This is a genomic window from Variovorax sp. AB1(2024), assembly GCF_037482385.2.
GTDB lineage: Bacteria > Pseudomonadota > Gammaproteobacteria > Burkholderiales > Burkholderiaceae_C > Variovorax.
In genome coordinates, this window is sequence record NZ_JBBHKP020000001.1 from 3329615 (window position 1) to 3345380 (window position 15766).

Sequence of the window (15766 nt, forward strand, 5' to 3'; positions counted from 1 at the left end):
GGGAAAAGGCTCAGTGGCGGTCGTCGCCGTGCGGTGCCGACGAGGTCATGAGCTTGTCGGTGTAGGCGATGGCCATGGCCGAGAACAGGAACGCGATGTGGATTACCGTCTGGGCGATCAGCACGCGGTCGGTGTAGTTGTCGGCGTTGATGAAAGTCTTCAACAGGTGGATGGAGCTGATGCCGATGATGGCGGTGGCCAGCTTCACCTTGAGCACCGATGCGTTCACGTGGCTCAGCCATTCGGGCTGGTCGCGGTGGCCTTCGAGGTCCATGCGGCTCACGAAGGTCTCGTAGCCGCCCACGATCACCATGATCAGCAGGTTGGAGATCATGACCACGTCGATCAGCGCCAGCACCACCAGCATGATCACCGTCTCGTTCAGCGTGCCCACCGGGGCGGTGGTCTTGTAGCCGATGCTGGTGATCAGCGCCTGCAGCGCTTCCTTGCTGCCGAAGGCGGCTTCCACCAGATGCAGCAGCTCGACCAGGAAATGCACCACGTACACCGCCTGCGCCACGATCAGCCCCAGGTACAGCGGCAACTGCAGCCAGCGGCTCGCGAAAATCAGCTTGGGCAGCGGCCGAAGCGGCGAACCGCGGCGCGGTACGGGCGGGTTCCGGGGGTCGAAGGGATCGGGAGCGGACATCGGGAGGCCGGTTGTTTGGGACGGGGGATTCTAGGGGTGTCCCCGTGTCGCAGTCGTGATAACCCCGCGAACTAACATCGGGCAGTCACCGACCCGTCAGTGCCCCGTAAGTGGGCACGCCGACATTACGGCCGCATCCATCCAGGAGACATAGAGCATGAGCAGCGCATCGAAGAACATTGAATCCGTCCTTGTCGAGAACCGCGTGTTCCCGCCCGACGCCCGCGCCGCCGAAGGCGCCCGCATTTCCGGCATGGCCGCCTACGAAGCCCTGTGCAAGGAGGCCGAACAGGACTTCGACGGTTTCTGGACCCGCCTGGCCAAGGGCAACCTGCAGTGGACCAAGCCGTTCACCAAAACGCTCGACGAGTCGAACGCGCCGTTCTACCAATGGTTCGGCGACGGCGAACTCAACGCCAGCGCCAACTGCCTCGACCGGCACATCGGCACCCCGGTCGAGAACAAGACAGCCATCGTCTTCGAGGCCGACGACGGCACCGTCACCAACGTCACCTACAAGGAGCTGCTGGCCCGCGTGAGCCAGTTCGCCAACGCGCTGAAGGCGCAGGGCATCCAGAAGGGCGACCGCGTCATCATCTACATGCCGATGACGGTCGAGGGGGTCATCGCCATGCAGGCCTGCGCGCGCATCGGCGCCACCCACAGCGTGGTGTTCGGCGGCTTCTCGGCCAAGGCGCTGCAGGAGCGGATCATCGACGCGGGCGCGGTGGCGGTCATCACGGCCAACTACCAGCTGCGCGGCGGCAAGGAGCTGCCGCTCAAGGCCATCGTGGACGACGGCATCGCGCTGGGCGGCTGCGAGTCGATCAAGACGGTGTTCGTGTACGAGCGCACGCCCACCGCGTGGACCCGTGTCGAAGGCCGCGACAAGACCTTCGACGAGGCGCTGAAAGGGCAGAGCACCGAGTGCGCACCCGTGCCGGTGAACGCCGAGCACCCGCTGTTCATCCTCTACACCTCGGGCTCCACCGGCAAGCCCAAGGGCGTGCAGCACGCGACCGGCGGCTACCTGCTGTGGGCCAAGCTCACGATGGACTGGACCTTCGACATCAAGCCGCAGGACGTGTTCTGGTGCACCGCCGACATCGGCTGGATCACCGGCCACACCTACGTCGCCTACGGCCCGCTCGCGGCCGGCGCCACGCAGGTGGTGTTCGAGGGCATCCCGACCTTCCCGCACGCAGGCCGCTTCTGGCAGATGATCGAGAAGCACAAGGTCAGCGTGTTCTACACGGCGCCAACGGCCATCCGCTCGCTCATCAAGGCAGCCGAGGGCGACGAAAAAGTGCATCCGAAGAACTGGGACCTCACCAGCCTGCGCATCCTCGGTTCGGTCGGCGAGCCGATCAATCCCGAGGCGTGGATGTGGTACCACCGCAATATCGGCGGCGAGCGCTGCCCGATCGTCGACACCTTCTGGCAGACCGAAACAGGCGGCCACGTCATCACGCCGCTGCCGGGCGCCACGCCGCTGGTGCCGGGCTCGTGCACGCTGCCGCTGCCGGGCATCATGGCCGCCATCGTCGACGAGACCGGCAAGGACCTGCCCAACGGCGCGGGCGGCATGCTGGTCATCAAGCGGCCCTGGCCCTCGATGATCCGCACCATCTGGAACGACCCCGAGCGCTTCAAGAAGAGCTATTTCCCCGAGGAAATGGGCGGCACCATCTACCTGGCCGGCGACGGCGCGGTGCGCAGCGAAGACCGCGGCTATTTCCGCATCACCGGCCGCATCGACGACGTGCTGAACGTGTCGGGCCACCGCCTGGGCACGATGGAAATCGAATCGGCGCTGGTGTCCAAGACCGACCTCGTGGCCGAGGCCGCCGTGGTGGGCCGCCCCGACGACGTGACGGGCGAGGCAGTGTGCGCCTTCGTCGTGCTCAAGCGCGGCCGCCCCACCGGCGAAGAAGCCAAGCAGATCGCCAACGAACTGCGCAACTGGGTCGCCAAGGAAATCGGCCCGATCGCCAAGCCCAAGGACATCCGCTTCGGCGACAACCTGCCCAAGACGCGCAGCGGCAAGATCATGCGCCGCCTGCTGCGCAGCATTGCCAAGGGCGAGGCCATCACGCAGGACACCTCGACGCTGGAGAACCCGGCCATCCTGGAACAGCTGGCCGAAAAGCTCTGACTGCTGTAGGACGCGGCCCCCTGTGGGCCCATGGGCCTGTGGACGGCCTCCGGCTGAGGTAAAACCATTGGAGTGACCGTGCGCCTCGACGCGCACGGCTGATTCCGATGTGTTCGATCTTTCCGAAGGAGGCCCCCATGGGCGTGAGATCTGCTTTTCTTTTCGTCATCGTGCTGCTCATCGCGGCGCTCGCCGCGCTGAACTGGGGCACGCTGTCCGCGCCCACCGATGTTTGGCTGGGCTTCATGACCGTGTCGGCGCCGCTGGGGCTGATCATGCTGGGGCTGACCGTGGTGCTGGCGGCCTTCTTCCTCGTCTACGTGCTGTACCTGCACAGCTCGGTGTTGATCGACACCAAGCGCCACACCAAGGAAATGCAGGCCCAGCGCGATCTGGCCGACAAGGCCGAGGCTTCACGCTTCACCGAGCTGCGCAATTTCCTGGAGGCACAGGAGAACAAGCACATGGCGCAGAACGCCGATCGCCAGAGCGCGCTGCTCGCGCGCCTCGACCAGCTCGAAACCTCGGTGCGGCTGCGCTCCGACCAGACCGACAACACCGTGGCCGCGCACATCGGCCAGCTCGAAGACCGCATCGAGCGCCGGCCGCTGTCGCCTGTGGTGATGCCGGCCGACATCAATCCTCAGGGCTGAGGCGGCGGCGCCTGTAGCGTTACTTCGTCTGCAGCACCCAGGCCGCGAGCTTCTTGGCGTCGGCTTCGCTGACCTGGTTGTTGGCGGGCATCGGCACCGGCCCCCACACGCCGGAGCCGCCCTTCATGATCTTGCTCGCGAGCTTGTCGACCGCGCCCTTGTCGTCCTTGTACTTCGCGGCCACGTCCTTGAACGACGGCCCGAGCACCTTGCGCTCGACCGCGTGACAGCTCATGCAGTTCTTCGAGGTGGCCAGCGCCAGGTCGGCGAAGGCGGGCGCGGCGAGTACGCCCAGGCCGAGGCCCAGGGCTGCCGTCAACAAGACTCTTGTCATGGGATCTATTTCGTAAGGGCTGAGTTACATTCGGCTCAACGCGATTGTAGGTACCGCCGTGCACGGCGTCCCTCAGCGTTGCCAATACAACCCCGAGGGATTCGCAATGTGGTTTCTGGCATTGGGCCTGCTGGGCCTGGCCCTGAAGTATCTCGAAGTCGGCATGGTCGCCGGCTGGAGCTGGTGGATCGTGCTGTCGCCGTTTGCCATGGCCCTTGCATGGTGGGCATGGGCCGATTCGTCGGGCTATACCAAACGCAAGATCATGGAGCGGGAAGACAGGCGCAAGCAGGCGCGCATCGACCGCCAGAAGACCAACATGGGCATGCGGCCCACCAACAGCAACAAGCGCAGATGACGCATCCGAGGCCCGGCGCAGCCGGTGCCCCGGAGCTTCCGCTTCAGAACTTGTCCAGCACGGCGCCCGAACTGGCGCTCGACGCATTGAACGCGAACTTCGCCTGCACGCCGCGCGTGTAGCGCGGTGCCGGTGCCTTCCAGCCTTCGCGGCGCTTGGCGATCTCGGCTTCGGGCACGTTCAGTTCCAGCTTCAGTTCATGCGCGTCGATGGTGATCGAGTCGCCCTCGTTCACGAAGGCGATGGTGCCGCCCGCCGCCGCTTCCGGCGCGACGTGTCCCACCACCATGCCCCAGGTACCGCCGGAGAAGCGGCCGTCGGTGATCAGGCCCACGCTTTCGCCGAGGCCCGCGCCGATGAGTGCGCCGGTGGGTGCCAGCATCTCGGGCATGCCCGGGCCGCCCTTGGGGCCGAGGTAGCGCAGCACCATCACGTCGCCGGCCTTGATCTTGCCGTCCAGGATGGCCTTCAGCGCCGACTGCTCGTCGTCGAACACGCGCGCCGGGCCGGTGATGACGGGGTTCTTCAGGCCGGTGATCTTGGCCACGGCGCCTTCGGGCGACAGGTTGCCCTTCAGGATGGCCAGGTGGCCTTCGGCGTACATCGGCTTGTCGATCGGGCGGATCACGTCCTGGTCGGCACGCGGCACGTCCGGCACGTCCTTCAGCACTTCCTCGATGGTCTGGCCGCTGATGGTGATGCAGTCGCCGTGCAGCAGGCCTGCCTTCAGCAGCACCTTCATCACTTGCGGAATGCCGCCGGCCTGGTGCAGGTCGACCGCCAGGTACTTGCCCGATGGCTTCAGGTCGCAGATGACTGGCACCTTCTTGCGCATGCGCTCGAAGTCGTCGATGGTCCATTCCACGCCGGCCGCGTGCGCGATGGCCAGGAAGTGCAGCACCGCGTTGGTCGAGCCGCCGGTGGCCATGATCACGGCCACCGCGTTCTCGATGGCCTTCTTGGTCACGATGTCGCGCGGCTTCAGGTCTTTCTTGATGGCCTCGATCAGCACCTTGGCCGATTCCTTGGCCGAGTTGGCCTTTTCGTCGTGCGGGTTGGCCATGGTCGACGAGTAGGGCAGCGAGATGCCCAGCGCCTCGAACGCGCTCGACATGGTGTTGGCGGTGTACATGCCGCCGCACGAGCCGGTGCCGGGAATGGCGCGCTTCTCGATCTCGAGCAGGTCTTCGTCGCTCATGTTGCCGGCGGCGTTCTGGCCCACGGCCTCGAACACGCTCACGATGTTCAGGTCCTGCCCCTTGTAGCGGCCCGGCAGGATGGTGCCGCCGTAGACGTAGATGGCCGGCACGTTGGCGCGCAGCATGCCCATCAGGCCGCCGGGCATGTTCTTGTCGCAGCCGCCGACCACCAGCACGCCGTCCATCCACTGGCCGCCCACGCAGGTCTCGATGCAGTCGGAGATGACCTCGCGGCTCACCAGCGAGTACTTCATGCCTTCGGTGCCCATGGCCATGCCGTCGGAGATGGTGGGCGTGCCGAACACCTGCGCGTTGCCGCCGGCTTCCTCGATGCCCGCGATGGCCGCGTCGGCCAGCTTCTGCAGGCCCGAGTTGCAGGGCGTGATGGTGCTGTGGCCGTTGGCGACGCCGACCATCGGCTTCTTGAAGTCGCCTTCCTCGTAGCCCATGGCATAGAACATGGAGCGGTTGGGCGCGCGGCTCTTGCCTTCGACGATGTTGGCGCTGCGGCGATTGATCTGGATCGGTTTGGTGTCCATGGTGTCTCTTCTGTCGTGGGGGAGATCGGGGGAGCCCAAGTATCGGACTTCTGATTGATTGGTTCCAATCCGTTTTTTGCTGTCGATTGATATGCTTGGCATATGAAAGAAAGCCTCATCGACCTGCGGGCCTGGCGCCAGTTCGTGGCCGTGGCCGAAGAACTGCATTTCGGCCGCGCCGCGCTGCGCCTGCACATGACGCAGCCGCCGGTCACGCAGGCCATCGCCCAGCTCGAGAAGGCGCTGGGCGTGGTGCTGTTCGACCGCACCCGCAGGCGCGTGGCGCTCACCCCGGCCGGCGAGGCGCTGCTGCCCGACGTGCGCGAGCTGCTGGCGCGAGCGCAGGCGCTTCCCGCGAGGGCGCGCGCCGCGGCGGCAGGGCAGGTGGGGCGCGTGCGCATCGCCTTCGTCTCGACCGTCGGCTTCGAGCAGTTGCCGGCCTGGGTGCGTGAATTTCGCGTGCTGTGCCCAGAGGTGGCGCTGGAGCTGGTCGAGGCCACCGGCGACGTGCAGCTCGAAGCCTTCGCGCGCGGCGAGATCGATGCCGGGCTGATGCTGCATTCGCCCGGCGCGGCGCCACCGGGGCTCGCGCGGCTGGTGGTGTCGCAGGAGCCGCTGGTGCTCGCGCTGCCCGAGCGGCACGCGCTGGCAAGCGCGGCGAAGTTGCAGCTGGCGGACGTGCTGGCCGAGCCGCTGGTGATCTTTCCGCGCCGCATCGTGCCTTCGCTGCACGACGCCGTCTTCGACCTGTACCACGTGGCCGGCCGCGCGCCGCTGCTGGGGCAGGAGGCAATCCAGATGCAGACCATCGTCAACCTGGTCTCCGGCGGCATCGGCGTGGCGTGGGTGCCGGAGAGCGTCATGCAGTTTCGCCGGGCGGGCGTGGTGTACCGGCGTGCCGAAGAGTTCGCCCCGGCCGCGCGGCACCGCAATGCGCCGGTGCTGCCGGCCTGCGAGACCAGCCTGGTGTGGCCCGAGGAGGCCGCCAACCCGGCGCTTGCGCGCTTCGTGGCGTTCGTGCGGGAGCGCGGCACGGGGCCGGCCTGAAGGACGCACGCAAGGTGGCTCAAGGCCGAATATCCCCGTCCCGGCCCCGACATCGGGCCGGGGCACAATCTGCGGATGCTCATGTATCCGCAGATCAATCCCATCGCCCTGCAACTGGGGCCGGTGGCCATCCACTGGTACGGCCTGACTTACCTGGCCGCCTTTGCGCTGTTCTATTTTCTCGGCACGCGCCGGCTGCGCCATGAACCGTACCGGTCGCTGGTGGGTGCTGGCGCTTGGCAGCGCAAGGACATCGAGGACATACTTTTCCTTGGCGTGATGGGCGTCATCGTCGGCGGGCGGCTCGGCTACTGCCTGTTCTACAAGCCCGAGTTCTACCTCACGCATCCGATCGAAGTTCTGTACGTGTGGCAGGGCGGCATGAGCTTCCATGGCGGCCTGCTCGGCGTGATTGGCGCGATGGTGTGGTTCTCGCACTCGCGTGCGCGGCCGTTCTGGCAGGTGATGGACTTCGTTGCGCCCTGCGTGCCGACCGGCCTTGCCGCCGGGCGCGTGGGCAACTTCATCAACGGCGAACTCTGGGGCCGCTTCAGCAGCCCCGACCTGCCCTGGGGCATGGTGTTTCCGCAGAGCGGCTCGATGCTGCCGCGCCACCCGTCGCAGGTCTACCAGTTCCTGCTCGAAGGGCTGCTGCTGTTCGCGATCATGTGGATCTATGCGCGCAAGGAGCGCAAGCAGGGGCAGGTGGCCGCGGTGTTCCTGATCGGCTACGGCGCGCTGCGTTTCATTGCCGAGTATTTCCGCGAGCCCGACGACTTCCTGGGCCTGCGGGCGCTCAACCTGAGCCAGGGCCAATGGCTCAGCGTGCCGATGGTCATCGCCGGCATCGCGCTGTGGTTCTGGTTCGGCCGCGGCGGCAAGACCGCGGCTGCCGCACGCGCTTGATCCGGAAGTTCGCAGGGTAAGTCCCAGCCGCGCAGCGGGTTCGCCGCCTTGCGCCGGCTGGCGTGCAAGCTCAGAATTACGCGTAATTACAGGAAATTACGCGGCCCCGATCCCATGCGCCTGGTCCCCAACTCCCTGCACGACGAAGTCGCCGCCACGCTGCGCGAGCAGATCTTCGACGGCACGCTGGCGCCCGGCAGCTTCGTGGACGAGGCCGCGCTGTGCGAGCGGCTTTCCATCTCGCGCACGCCGCTGCGCGAAGCGCTCAAGGTGCTCACCGCCGAAGGCCTGCTGCGGCACGAGCCGCGCCGCGGCTGCTTCGTGCGAGAAGTGACCGAGCGCGACCTCGACGAGATATTCCCGGTCATCGCGCTGCTCGAAGGCCGCTGCGCCTACGAGGCCGCCCGCAACGCGAGCGATGCCGAACTGCACGAACTCGACGCGCTGCACGAACGGCTGGTGCGCCATGCCAAGGCGCGCCGCATCAACGACTACTACGCCACCAACCACATCATCCATGAGGCGATCATCAAGCTCGCCGACAACAAGTGGCTGGCCCAGGTGATAGGCGACCTGCGCAAGATACTGAAGCTCGCGCGCCTGCAGCAGTTGCATGCGCCCGGCCGGCTGGAGCAGAGCCTGTCGGAGCACCTGGCCGTCTTCGCGGCCCTGAAGGCACGCGACAGCGAAGGCGCCGACGCCGCCATGCGCACCCACATGCTGCGCCAGCGCGAGGCGCTGCGCGAAGTGATGCGCCATCAGAAATCCAGGGTGATGTCATGAGCATCCCCTCGAGCATTGGAGTCCCCCGATGAGTGCGACCGAGTGGTTCCAGGCCCGGCTGCGGTCCGGTGAAGGCTCGAAGGTGCCGGTGGCGCCGGAGAGCACGGTAAAGAATGCGTCCAGGAGCGCCCCCAAGCCCAGCGCGCGCTCCACCGCCGAGCGTCTGCAGGTCACGCTGCGCAAGGCCGACGAGGCCCTGTCGCCGCGTGCCCTGCGCCGCGTGCTGGCCGAGCTGCAGGCGGTGATCGATCCGCGCGTGAGCGAGGTCGAGGGCGGGCGCCGCGCGCACGCCATCGCGGACGCCTACCGCGCCGCCACTGCCGAGGAGCGCCGCGACTACTGGGCGCTGATGAGCGAGCACTTCGCCGCCGACGCGCAAAAGCTCAAGGCCGCCCGCGACCAGCACCAGGCCGCGGTCGGCACCCCCGACGAGGGCCAGGCCGAACTGCGCCTGCGCCGCGCGCTGGTGTCGCCGCGCATGCGCCTGCTGCAGCGCTTCGCGGTCGAGCCCGAGGGCATGCGCTTCCTGGTCGACCTGCGCGCCGACCTGCTGCCGTGCCTGAAGTCCGACAAGCGCCTGATCGCGCTCGACGCGGAGCTGGAGCACCTGTTCTCCACCTGGTTCGACGTGGCCTTCCTCGAGCTGCGCCGCATCGACTGGGACTCGCCGGCCTCGCTGATCGAGAAGCTCATCCGCTACGAGGCGGTGCACGACATCAAGAGCTGGTCCGACGTGAAGAACCGGCTCGACGACAGCGACCGTCGCTGCTACGGCTTCTTCCATCCGCGCCTGCCCAACGAGCCGCTGATCTTCGTCGAGGTCGCGCTGGTCGACCGCATCAGCGACGGCATCACGCCGCTGCTCGACGAAGCCGCGGCGCCTGTCTTGCCCGCCAAGGCCACCACCGCCATCTTCTATTCGATCAGCAACACGCAGAACGGCCTGCGCGGCGTGAGCTTCGGCGACTCGCTCATCAAGCGCGTGGTCGAGACCCTGCAGGACGAGCTACCTCGCCTGAAGACCTTCGCCACGCTGTCGCCGATTCCGGGCTTTCGCACCTGGCTCGCGAAGAACGCGGCCGAGCTGCTGCCGCGGCTGGACGAAAAGCGCGAAGCCGAGCTCGGCCGGCTCGTCGGTTCGATGCCGCCCACCGCGGAGCGCCTGCTCGCCGCCGTGGATGCGGCCGCCGGCCTGGAGCCCAAGTCGCCGCTGCGCCAATGGCTCATGCAGGCCGCCGCCGAATACCTGGGCCGGGCGCTGGTCGACGGCACGCCGGCCGATCCGGTGGCGCGCTTCCATTTGGGCAATGGCGCGCGCGTCGAACGCCTGAACTGGGCGGGCGACCCTTCGCCCAAGGGACACAAGCAGTCGTACGGCCTGATGGTCAATTACCTGTACGACCTCAAGCGGCTGGACAAACATCGCACCTGGCTGGCGGACGGCAAGGTGGCAGTGTCGGGAGACATCGAAAGCCTGTTCTTCAAAAAAGGCTGAAGTCCGAAAAGAGCGCAACAGCGAGCAAGCAAGCAAGTGCCAGTGCCGGCGCAAGACACGCCGGCGGCCGCATGGGGCGGCGAATCCACAACGACAGGAGACGAGACAAATGAATTCGAACTTCCAACGCCGCGACGTCCTGCGCGTGGCCGCCGCCGGTGCGGCCATGCTTTGCGGCGCGGCGCGCGCCCAGCAGAACTGGCCGGGCAAGCCGGTGACGATGGTTGTGCCGTTCCCGGCGGGCGGCGGCACCGACGCGTTCGCGCGGCCGCTGTCGGGCCAGTTCTCGCGGCTGACGAACCAGTCGCTCATCATCGACAACCGCGGCGGCGCGGGCGGCACGCTGGGTGCCAGCATCGCGTCGAAGGCAACCGCGGATGGCTACTCGCTCTTCATGGGCGCGGTCCACCATGCGATCGCGCCTTCCGTCTACCCCAAGCTCGACTACGACATCGAGAAAGACTTCGTTCCGCTGATGCTGCTGGCCAATGTGCCGCAGGTGGTGGTGGTCAACCCGAAGCGGGTGCAGGCCACGAGCATCAAGGAGCTCATCGCGCTGGCCAAGCGCAGCCCCGGGCAACTCAACTACGGCTCGGCCGGCGCGGGCACCTCGCACCACCTGGCGGGCGAACTGTTCAAGCTGCAGACCGGCACCTTCATCACCCACATTCCATACCGCGGCGCCGGCCCGGCGCTGGCCGACCTGATCTCCGGCAACGTCGACCTGATGTTCGACGGCCTCGGCTCCTCGGCCCAGTACATCAAGAGCGGTCGCATCAAGGCGCTGATGGTGGCCGGCAGCAAGCGCAACCCGGCATTTCCCGACGTACCATGTGCGGCCGAAGTCGGCCTGCCCGACTACACCGTCACCACCTGGTACGGCCTGTGGGCTCCCAGGCGCACCCCGGCCGAGGTGCAGCCGCAGATCATCGATGAAATGAAGAAAGTGCTCGCAAGCGACGACATCAAGAACATCTGGGCCCAGAACGGCTCGGAGATCCCGACCATCACCGGCGCCGCCTACGGCAGCTTCGTGAATTCAGAAATCAAGCGATGGGCGACGGTGGTGAAGGCCTCGGGCGCGAAGATCGAATGAGCATCGGCGAGCAGCGGGGCAGCCAGGTCTCGTTGCGCCGCGACGGCGCAGTCGCTTTCGTCATGCTCTCGAACGCGGGGCGGCTCAATGCAATGACGCGCGCCATGTGGCGCACGCTGCGCGCCGTGTTCGACGACCTGCGCGACAGCAGCGAAAGCGACGCCAGCCTGCGCTGCGTCGTGGTGCAAGGGGAGGGCGGTGCCTTCTGCGCGGGCGGCGACATTTCCGAGTACCCGTCGTTCCGCTTCGAAGAGCCGAGCCTGCGCGAATTCCACGAGAACGAGGTCTGGGCCGCTCTGCAGGCGATGCTCGACTGCCCGCTGCCGCTGGTCGCACAGATCGAAGGCGCCTGCATGGGCGCGGGCATCGAGATCGCGAGCTGCTGCGACATCCGGCTGGCCGGCGCTTCCGCGAAGTTCGGCGCGCCCATTGCGAAGCTCGGCTTTCCGATGGCGCCGCGCGAGGCCGCGCTGGTGCATGGCGCCATCGGCGACGTGCTTGCGCGCGACATGCTGCTGGCCGCCGGCGTGCACGGCGCCCGGCGGCTGTACGACGCGGGCTTTCTGCTGAGCGTGCTGCCAGACAACGAAGTGGCCGCCGCCGCGCGCGACCATGCCATGCGCATCGCCGCGCTCGCGCCGCAGGCGGCGCGCCTGCACAAGAAGACCTTTTCCGCGCTGCGCGCCGGTGCGCCCTCGGCCCACAGCCTGCTGGCCACCGCCTACGACTATGCCGACTCCGCCGAGCACCGCGAAGGCATCGACGCCTTCCTTGCCAAGCGCAAACCGAATTTCTGAAGTACCTGCCCGATGAAGAAGCCTGCCAACGCCAACCTGTTCGCCGCCCTGCGCGCGGCCTTTCCCGCTGACCTCGACGCCGTTGCCGTGGAGACCGACGACGGCCTGTTCTATTCGTGGCGCGACCTCGATCGCGCCAGCGCCATGATCGCCAACCTGCTCGATGCACTGAAGCTCGAGAAGGGCGCGCGCATCGCCGTGCAGGTCGAGAAGTCGGTCGAGGCCATGCTGCTGTACCTCGCCACCTTGCGCGCGGGCTACGTGTTCCTGCCGCTGAACACCGCCTACCAGAGCGCCGAGATCGAGTACTTCATCGGCAACGCCGAGCCCGCCGTGGTGGTGTGCACCAGCCGCAACGCGCCGTGGGTCGGCCCCATCGCCAACGCGGCTGGCACGAAGCACGTCTTCACGCTGGACGACGACCGCACCGGCACGCTGCTCGAAGTGGCGGCGCAATGCAGCGACCGGCACACGCCGGCGCACCGCAAGGCCGACGACATGGCCGCCATCCTCTACACCAGCGGCACCACCGGCCGCAGCAAGGGCGCGATGCTGTCGCACGGCAACCTGCTGTCGAACGCCGAGGTGCTGAAGGACTACTGGGGCTGGACCGAGGGCGACGTGCTGATCCACGCGCTGCCCATCTTCCATGTGCACGGCCTGTTCGTGGCGCTGCACGGCGCGCTGCTCAACGGCAGCAAGATGCTGTGGTTCTCCAGGTTCGACCCCAAGCGCGTCGTGCAGAAGCTGCCCGAAGCCACGGTGTTCATGGGCGTGCCCACGCTGTACGTGCGGCTGCTCGCGGAGCCGGGCCTCACGCGCGAGGCGGTGCGCAACATGCGGCTGTTCATCGCCGGCTCCGCGCCGCTCCTCATCGAGACCTTCGAGGAGTGGCGCGAGCGCACCGGCCACACCATCCTGGAGCGCTACGGCATGAGCGAGACCGCCATGCTCACCTCCAACCCCTACAGGCCCGAGCAGGGCGAGCGCCGCGGCGGCACCGTCGGCTTTGCGCTGCCTGGCGTGCAACTGCGCGTGCGCGACGACAGCGGCCGTGATTGCACCACCGACGAGATCGGCAACATCGAAGTCAGCGGGCCCAACGTCTTCTCGGGCTACTGGCGCATGCCCGAGAAGACGAGGGAAGAGTTCACCGCGGACGGTTTCTTCAAGACCGGCGACGTGGGCAAGATCGACGGCCTGGGCTACATCACCATCGTCGGGCGCAGCAAGGACCTGATCATCAGCGGCGGCTACAACGTGTACCCGGCCGAGATCGAGGGCTACATCAACGAGATGGCCGGCGTGGCCGAGAGCGCGGTGGTCGGCGTGCCGCACCCCGACTTCGGCGAGGTGGGCGTGGCCATCGTCATTCCCAAGGCCGGCGCCGCGCTCGACGCCGACGCCATCGTGGCCGACCTCAGGTCGAAGCTCGCGAACTTCAAGATCCCCAAGCGCTGCTTCGTGGTGCCGGAGCTGCCGCGCAACACCATGGGCAAGGTGCAGAAGGCGCTGCTGCGCGCGGAGCACAAGGCGCTGTTCGCGAGCTGACCGCAGGTCGTCTCATGCCGCGGGCGCGAGCCCATTCATCAGCCCGCTGCGCGCGTGGCAGTTGATGTACTCGTAGCTCTGCTCGTCGGCCTTCAGCACCGACACCTCGTGGTACACGCGCAGCTGCAGCTGGAAGTTCAGCGCCTGCACGTAGCGCATGAAGCTGCCGAAGATCGCGACGTGCGTCGGGTGCGACTCGGCCCAGCGCTCCATGTCGGCCAGCGAGTGCCAGTAGCTCAGGCCGAAGAACTTCTGCAGCGGCTTGCCGTGCGTGTCGAGGTGGTGCATGTAGCGGTTGCTGTAGCAGCCGATGCCCAGGCCCTGGTCGCGCAGGAAGTCCATGCCTTCGCGCAGCACGGGCTCCATTTCCTGCAGGTAGAGCGTGCGTTCCTGGCCGGTGGTGTCGGTCCATTCCTGGCCGGAGCGGATCATCGCGATGTTCTCGTGGCCGGCGATGCGCACGCGCTGCCCCGGCACCGGCGCGCCGGCGATCACCGCGCGCGTGCCTGACGGCGCCATGGCGTCGGTCTGCGAGAGCGGGATCCGGTCGCGCATCGATCCCCAGTAGCCGTGCTCCTGCAGCTCGCCGCTGACGCCGCCCATCACCACGCCCACGCCCTCCATGCGGTCGGGCGTGTTGAACATGGTCTCGAAGTGCTGCACGCGTGGCGACGCGATCTCGCGGAAGTAGCCGAGGCCTTCCGCGAGCCGCTCGTCGGCGCGCCACCATGCGTCGACTGCGGGCGTGGCGCACCAGCGCCTGAACGCATCGGGATCACGCCAGTAGGCGATGGCGATCATGTTGTCGAAGCCGTCGGCATCGACGTGGTGCGTGAGGTCGTGGTGGCCCGGCCCGTCGGGCAGGGCGAAGTCGCGCGCGATCTTCATCAGCGCGGCGCAGGCGCGGCCCTGCATGTCCGCGCCGCGCGACTGCACGCCGAAGTACCCCATGACCACCTGCGTGGTCGAGGCGGGCGCGCGTGCCGACCACACGGGGTAGGGCGGGGCGTAGTCGTCCTCCACGCGGCGGTGGCGCGAGCGGGGGCACTTCAGGTGTTCGGCGATGGCGGATTCCACGGCTCGGCTCCTTCGGTGTCAGGCCACGACCGGCTCGGCCGCGCTGCCCTCGGGCTCGGGCGTGAGCTGCACCACCATGGGCTCGCGGCGCGTCTTGTTCAGCAGCAGCTGCGTGACGTCGGGGCGCGAGTAATGCCCGCTGGGGTCCGCCGCGGCCTTGGCGAGCGAGATCATGCCGAGGTCGATGTCGGCGACGACCAGGCCTTCCTCGTCCTCCGCCAGCGGCGTGCCCAGCGGTGAACCGTCGGGCGCGTAGATGCGCGCATGGCCGCCGCCCACGCCCAGCATCTGCTGCTTGCCGGCGTCGGTGCACATCAGCTCGCTCATGGCCTTGGACACGGTCGCGCAGGGCGCGATCACGAAGCACCCACCCTCCACCGCATACACCTGGCTCGCTGCGTTGTTGACCTCCTGGCCCAGCGCGTAGGCCGCGCCGCGATAGAGCGAGAAGCTGGGCCAGGCAGCGCAGTGGATCTGCTCGTTCTGCGCATACATGGCGTACTTGCTGAGCGGCTGCAGATGCTCCCAGCAGCACAGCGAGCCGATGTTGCCGATCGGCGTTTCCACCACGTGCAGGTCGGCGCCGTCGCCTTCGCCGAACACGGTGCGCTCCACGTGCGTGGGCTTGAGCTTGCGGCGCGTCTGCACGGTGTTGCCCTGGTCGTCGATCAGCGCCTGCGCAATGTAGAGGCTGCCCGCCGACTTCTCGCTGAAGCCGAAGGACAGCCAGATCCTGTGCTTGCGCGCCGCGGCGTTCAGGCGCTCGAACTCGGCGGAGCCGATGACCAGGGAGTTGTCGTGGTAGCGCTGCACGAACTGCATGCCCCATGCCGGCGAGTCGAGCCATATCCACCATGGGTAGCCGGGGATCCAGGTCTCGGGAAAGGCGATGAGCTGCACGTCCTGTTTCGCGGCCTGCGCCATCAGGTCGATGGTCTTGTCGATGGTGGCGTCGAGGTCGAGGAACACGGGCGCTGCCTGAACGGCGGCGACGCGCAGCTTGGGGTGGACGGTGGTCGGCATGGTGAATCTCCAGGTGCAATGAAAGTAACGAACCGCAGGCCGCGCGCACCGGGTTTGCGCTGTGGCATGCGGGTTGCTTGAAGCGTAAATTCGCGCCGCTGGAA

At 67.4% G+C, this 15766-nt stretch carries 15 protein-coding genes; 10 read left to right on the top strand and 5 right to left on the bottom strand.

What is annotated here, in order from left to right; genetic code table 11:
- Positions 1-10: 10 nt before the first annotated feature.
- The gene (locus tag WIX39_RS15550; RefSeq protein WP_081270868.1) at positions 11-649 is read right to left on the bottom strand and encodes a YqhA family protein; all 639 of its coding nucleotides are present in this window, start codon (positions 647-649) and stop codon (positions 11-13) included.
- A gap of 157 nt (positions 650-806) precedes the next feature.
- Here WIX39_RS15550 and acs point away from each other — a divergent pair, with 157 nt between their 5' ends.
- Positions 807-2804 (top strand): acetate--CoA ligase, encoded by a 1998-nt coding sequence (gene acs, locus WIX39_RS15555; RefSeq protein WP_106934742.1) that lies wholly within the window; start codon positions 807-809, stop codon positions 2802-2804.
- Positions 2805-2941: 137 nt separating this feature from the next.
- On the top strand, positions 2942-3457 hold the full coding sequence (locus tag WIX39_RS15560; protein ID WP_106934741.1) for a Signal transduction histidine kinase: 516 nt from the start codon (positions 2942-2944) through the stop codon (positions 3455-3457).
- Positions 3458-3476: 19 nt separating this feature from the next.
- On the opposite strand, the gene WIX39_RS15565 is transcribed toward WIX39_RS15560, so the two are convergent.
- The gene (locus WIX39_RS15565; RefSeq protein WP_081270865.1) at positions 3477-3791 is read right to left on the bottom strand and encodes a c-type cytochrome; all 315 of its coding nucleotides are present in this window, start codon (positions 3789-3791) and stop codon (positions 3477-3479) included.
- A gap of 106 nt (positions 3792-3897) precedes the next feature.
- Between WIX39_RS15565 and WIX39_RS15570 the strand changes: the two genes are divergently transcribed.
- Positions 3898-4149, top strand: coding sequence for a TIGR04438 family Trp-rich protein (locus WIX39_RS15570; RefSeq protein WP_081270864.1), 252 nt, complete (start codon positions 3898-3900; stop codon positions 4147-4149).
- 43 nt (positions 4150-4192) lie between these two features.
- Here WIX39_RS15570 and ilvD read toward each other — a convergent pair whose 3' ends face one another.
- A complete protein-coding gene (gene ilvD / locus WIX39_RS15575; RefSeq protein ID WP_081270863.1) occupies positions 4193-5887 on the bottom strand; it encodes a dihydroxy-acid dehydratase in 1695 nt (564 codons plus the stop codon).
- A gap of 102 nt (positions 5888-5989) precedes the next feature.
- Here ilvD and WIX39_RS15580 point away from each other — a divergent pair, with 102 nt between their 5' ends.
- The 7 genes from WIX39_RS15580 (at position 5990) to WIX39_RS15610 (ending at position 13562) form a co-directional block, all read left to right on the top strand.
- Positions 5990-6934: a LysR family transcriptional regulator gene (locus tag WIX39_RS15580; protein ID WP_409195334.1), complete on the top strand. Its 945-nt coding sequence runs from the start codon at positions 5990-5992 to the stop codon at positions 6932-6934.
- A gap of 75 nt (positions 6935-7009) precedes the next feature.
- Entirely contained in the window at positions 7010-7840 is an 831-nt protein-coding gene (lgt, locus tag WIX39_RS15585; RefSeq protein WP_409195335.1) for a prolipoprotein diacylglyceryl transferase, read from the top strand.
- 114 nt (positions 7841-7954) lie between these two features.
- Complete coding sequence (locus tag WIX39_RS15590; protein WP_081270860.1) at positions 7955-8623, top strand: GntR family transcriptional regulator; 669 nt, start codon at positions 7955-7957, stop codon at positions 8621-8623.
- 28 nt (positions 8624-8651) lie between these two features.
- A complete protein-coding gene (locus WIX39_RS15595; RefSeq protein WP_409195336.1) occupies positions 8652-10118 on the top strand; it encodes a malonyl-CoA decarboxylase in 1467 nt (488 codons plus the stop codon).
- 109 nt (positions 10119-10227) lie between these two features.
- Positions 10228-11214: a Bug family tripartite tricarboxylate transporter substrate binding protein gene (locus WIX39_RS15600; RefSeq protein ID WP_409195337.1), complete on the top strand. Its 987-nt coding sequence runs from the start codon at positions 10228-10230 to the stop codon at positions 11212-11214.
- Positions 11211-12011 (top strand): enoyl-CoA hydratase/isomerase family protein, encoded by an 801-nt coding sequence (locus WIX39_RS15605; protein ID WP_409195338.1) that lies wholly within the window; start codon positions 11211-11213, stop codon positions 12009-12011. The genes WIX39_RS15600 and WIX39_RS15605 overlap by 4 nt, the downstream gene beginning before the upstream one ends.
- Before the next feature lie 12 nt (positions 12012-12023).
- Complete coding sequence (locus tag WIX39_RS15610) at positions 12024-13562, top strand: malonate--CoA ligase (RefSeq protein ID WP_409195339.1); 1539 nt, start codon at positions 12024-12026, stop codon at positions 13560-13562.
- Between the two features lie 12 nt (positions 13563-13574).
- Here the strand turns inward: WIX39_RS15610 and WIX39_RS15615 are convergent, their stop codons facing one another.
- Positions 13575-14639, bottom strand: coding sequence for a phenylacetaldoxime dehydratase family protein (locus WIX39_RS15615; protein WP_409195340.1), 1065 nt, complete (start codon positions 14637-14639; stop codon positions 13575-13577).
- 18 nt (positions 14640-14657) lie between these two features.
- Positions 14658-15662, bottom strand: coding sequence for a carbon-nitrogen hydrolase family protein (locus WIX39_RS15620; protein ID WP_285411743.1), 1005 nt, complete (start codon positions 15660-15662; stop codon positions 14658-14660).
- Positions 15663-15766 lie beyond the last annotated feature (104 nt).

Bases quoted from the DNA above. Each gene is read 5' to 3' on its own strand.
- WIX39_RS15550 (WP_081270868.1), bottom strand. From the start codon at position 649: ATGTCCGCTCCCGATCCCTTCGACCCCCGGAACCCGCCCGTACCGCGC.
- acs (WP_106934742.1), top strand. From the start codon at position 807: ATGAGCAGCGCATCGAAGAACATTGAATCCGTCCTTGTCGAGAACCGC.
- WIX39_RS15560 (WP_106934741.1), top strand. From the start codon at position 2,942: ATGGGCGTGAGATCTGCTTTTCTTTTCGTCATCGTGCTGCTCATCGCG.
- WIX39_RS15565 (WP_081270865.1), bottom strand. From the start codon at position 3,791: ATGACAAGAGTCTTGTTGACGGCAGCCCTGGGCCTCGGCCTGGGCGTA.
- WIX39_RS15570 (WP_081270864.1), top strand. From the start codon at position 3,898: ATGTGGTTTCTGGCATTGGGCCTGCTGGGCCTGGCCCTGAAGTATCTC.
- ilvD (WP_081270863.1), bottom strand. From the start codon at position 5,887: ATGGACACCAAACCGATCCAGATCAATCGCCGCAGCGCCAACATCGTC.
- WIX39_RS15580 (WP_409195334.1), top strand. From the start codon at position 5,990: ATGAAAGAAAGCCTCATCGACCTGCGGGCCTGGCGCCAGTTCGTGGCC.
- lgt (WP_409195335.1), top strand. From the start codon at position 7,010: ATGCTCATGTATCCGCAGATCAATCCCATCGCCCTGCAACTGGGGCCG.
- WIX39_RS15590 (WP_081270860.1), top strand. From the start codon at position 7,955: ATGCGCCTGGTCCCCAACTCCCTGCACGACGAAGTCGCCGCCACGCTG.
- WIX39_RS15595 (WP_409195336.1), top strand. From the start codon at position 8,652: ATGAGTGCGACCGAGTGGTTCCAGGCCCGGCTGCGGTCCGGTGAAGGC.
- WIX39_RS15600 (WP_409195337.1), top strand. From the start codon at position 10,228: ATGAATTCGAACTTCCAACGCCGCGACGTCCTGCGCGTGGCCGCCGCC.
- WIX39_RS15605 (WP_409195338.1), top strand. From the start codon at position 11,211: ATGAGCATCGGCGAGCAGCGGGGCAGCCAGGTCTCGTTGCGCCGCGAC.
- WIX39_RS15610 (WP_409195339.1), top strand. From the start codon at position 12,024: ATGAAGAAGCCTGCCAACGCCAACCTGTTCGCCGCCCTGCGCGCGGCC.
- WIX39_RS15620 (WP_285411743.1), bottom strand. From the start codon at position 15,662: ATGCCGACCACCGTCCACCCCAAGCTGCGCGTCGCCGCCGTTCAGGCA.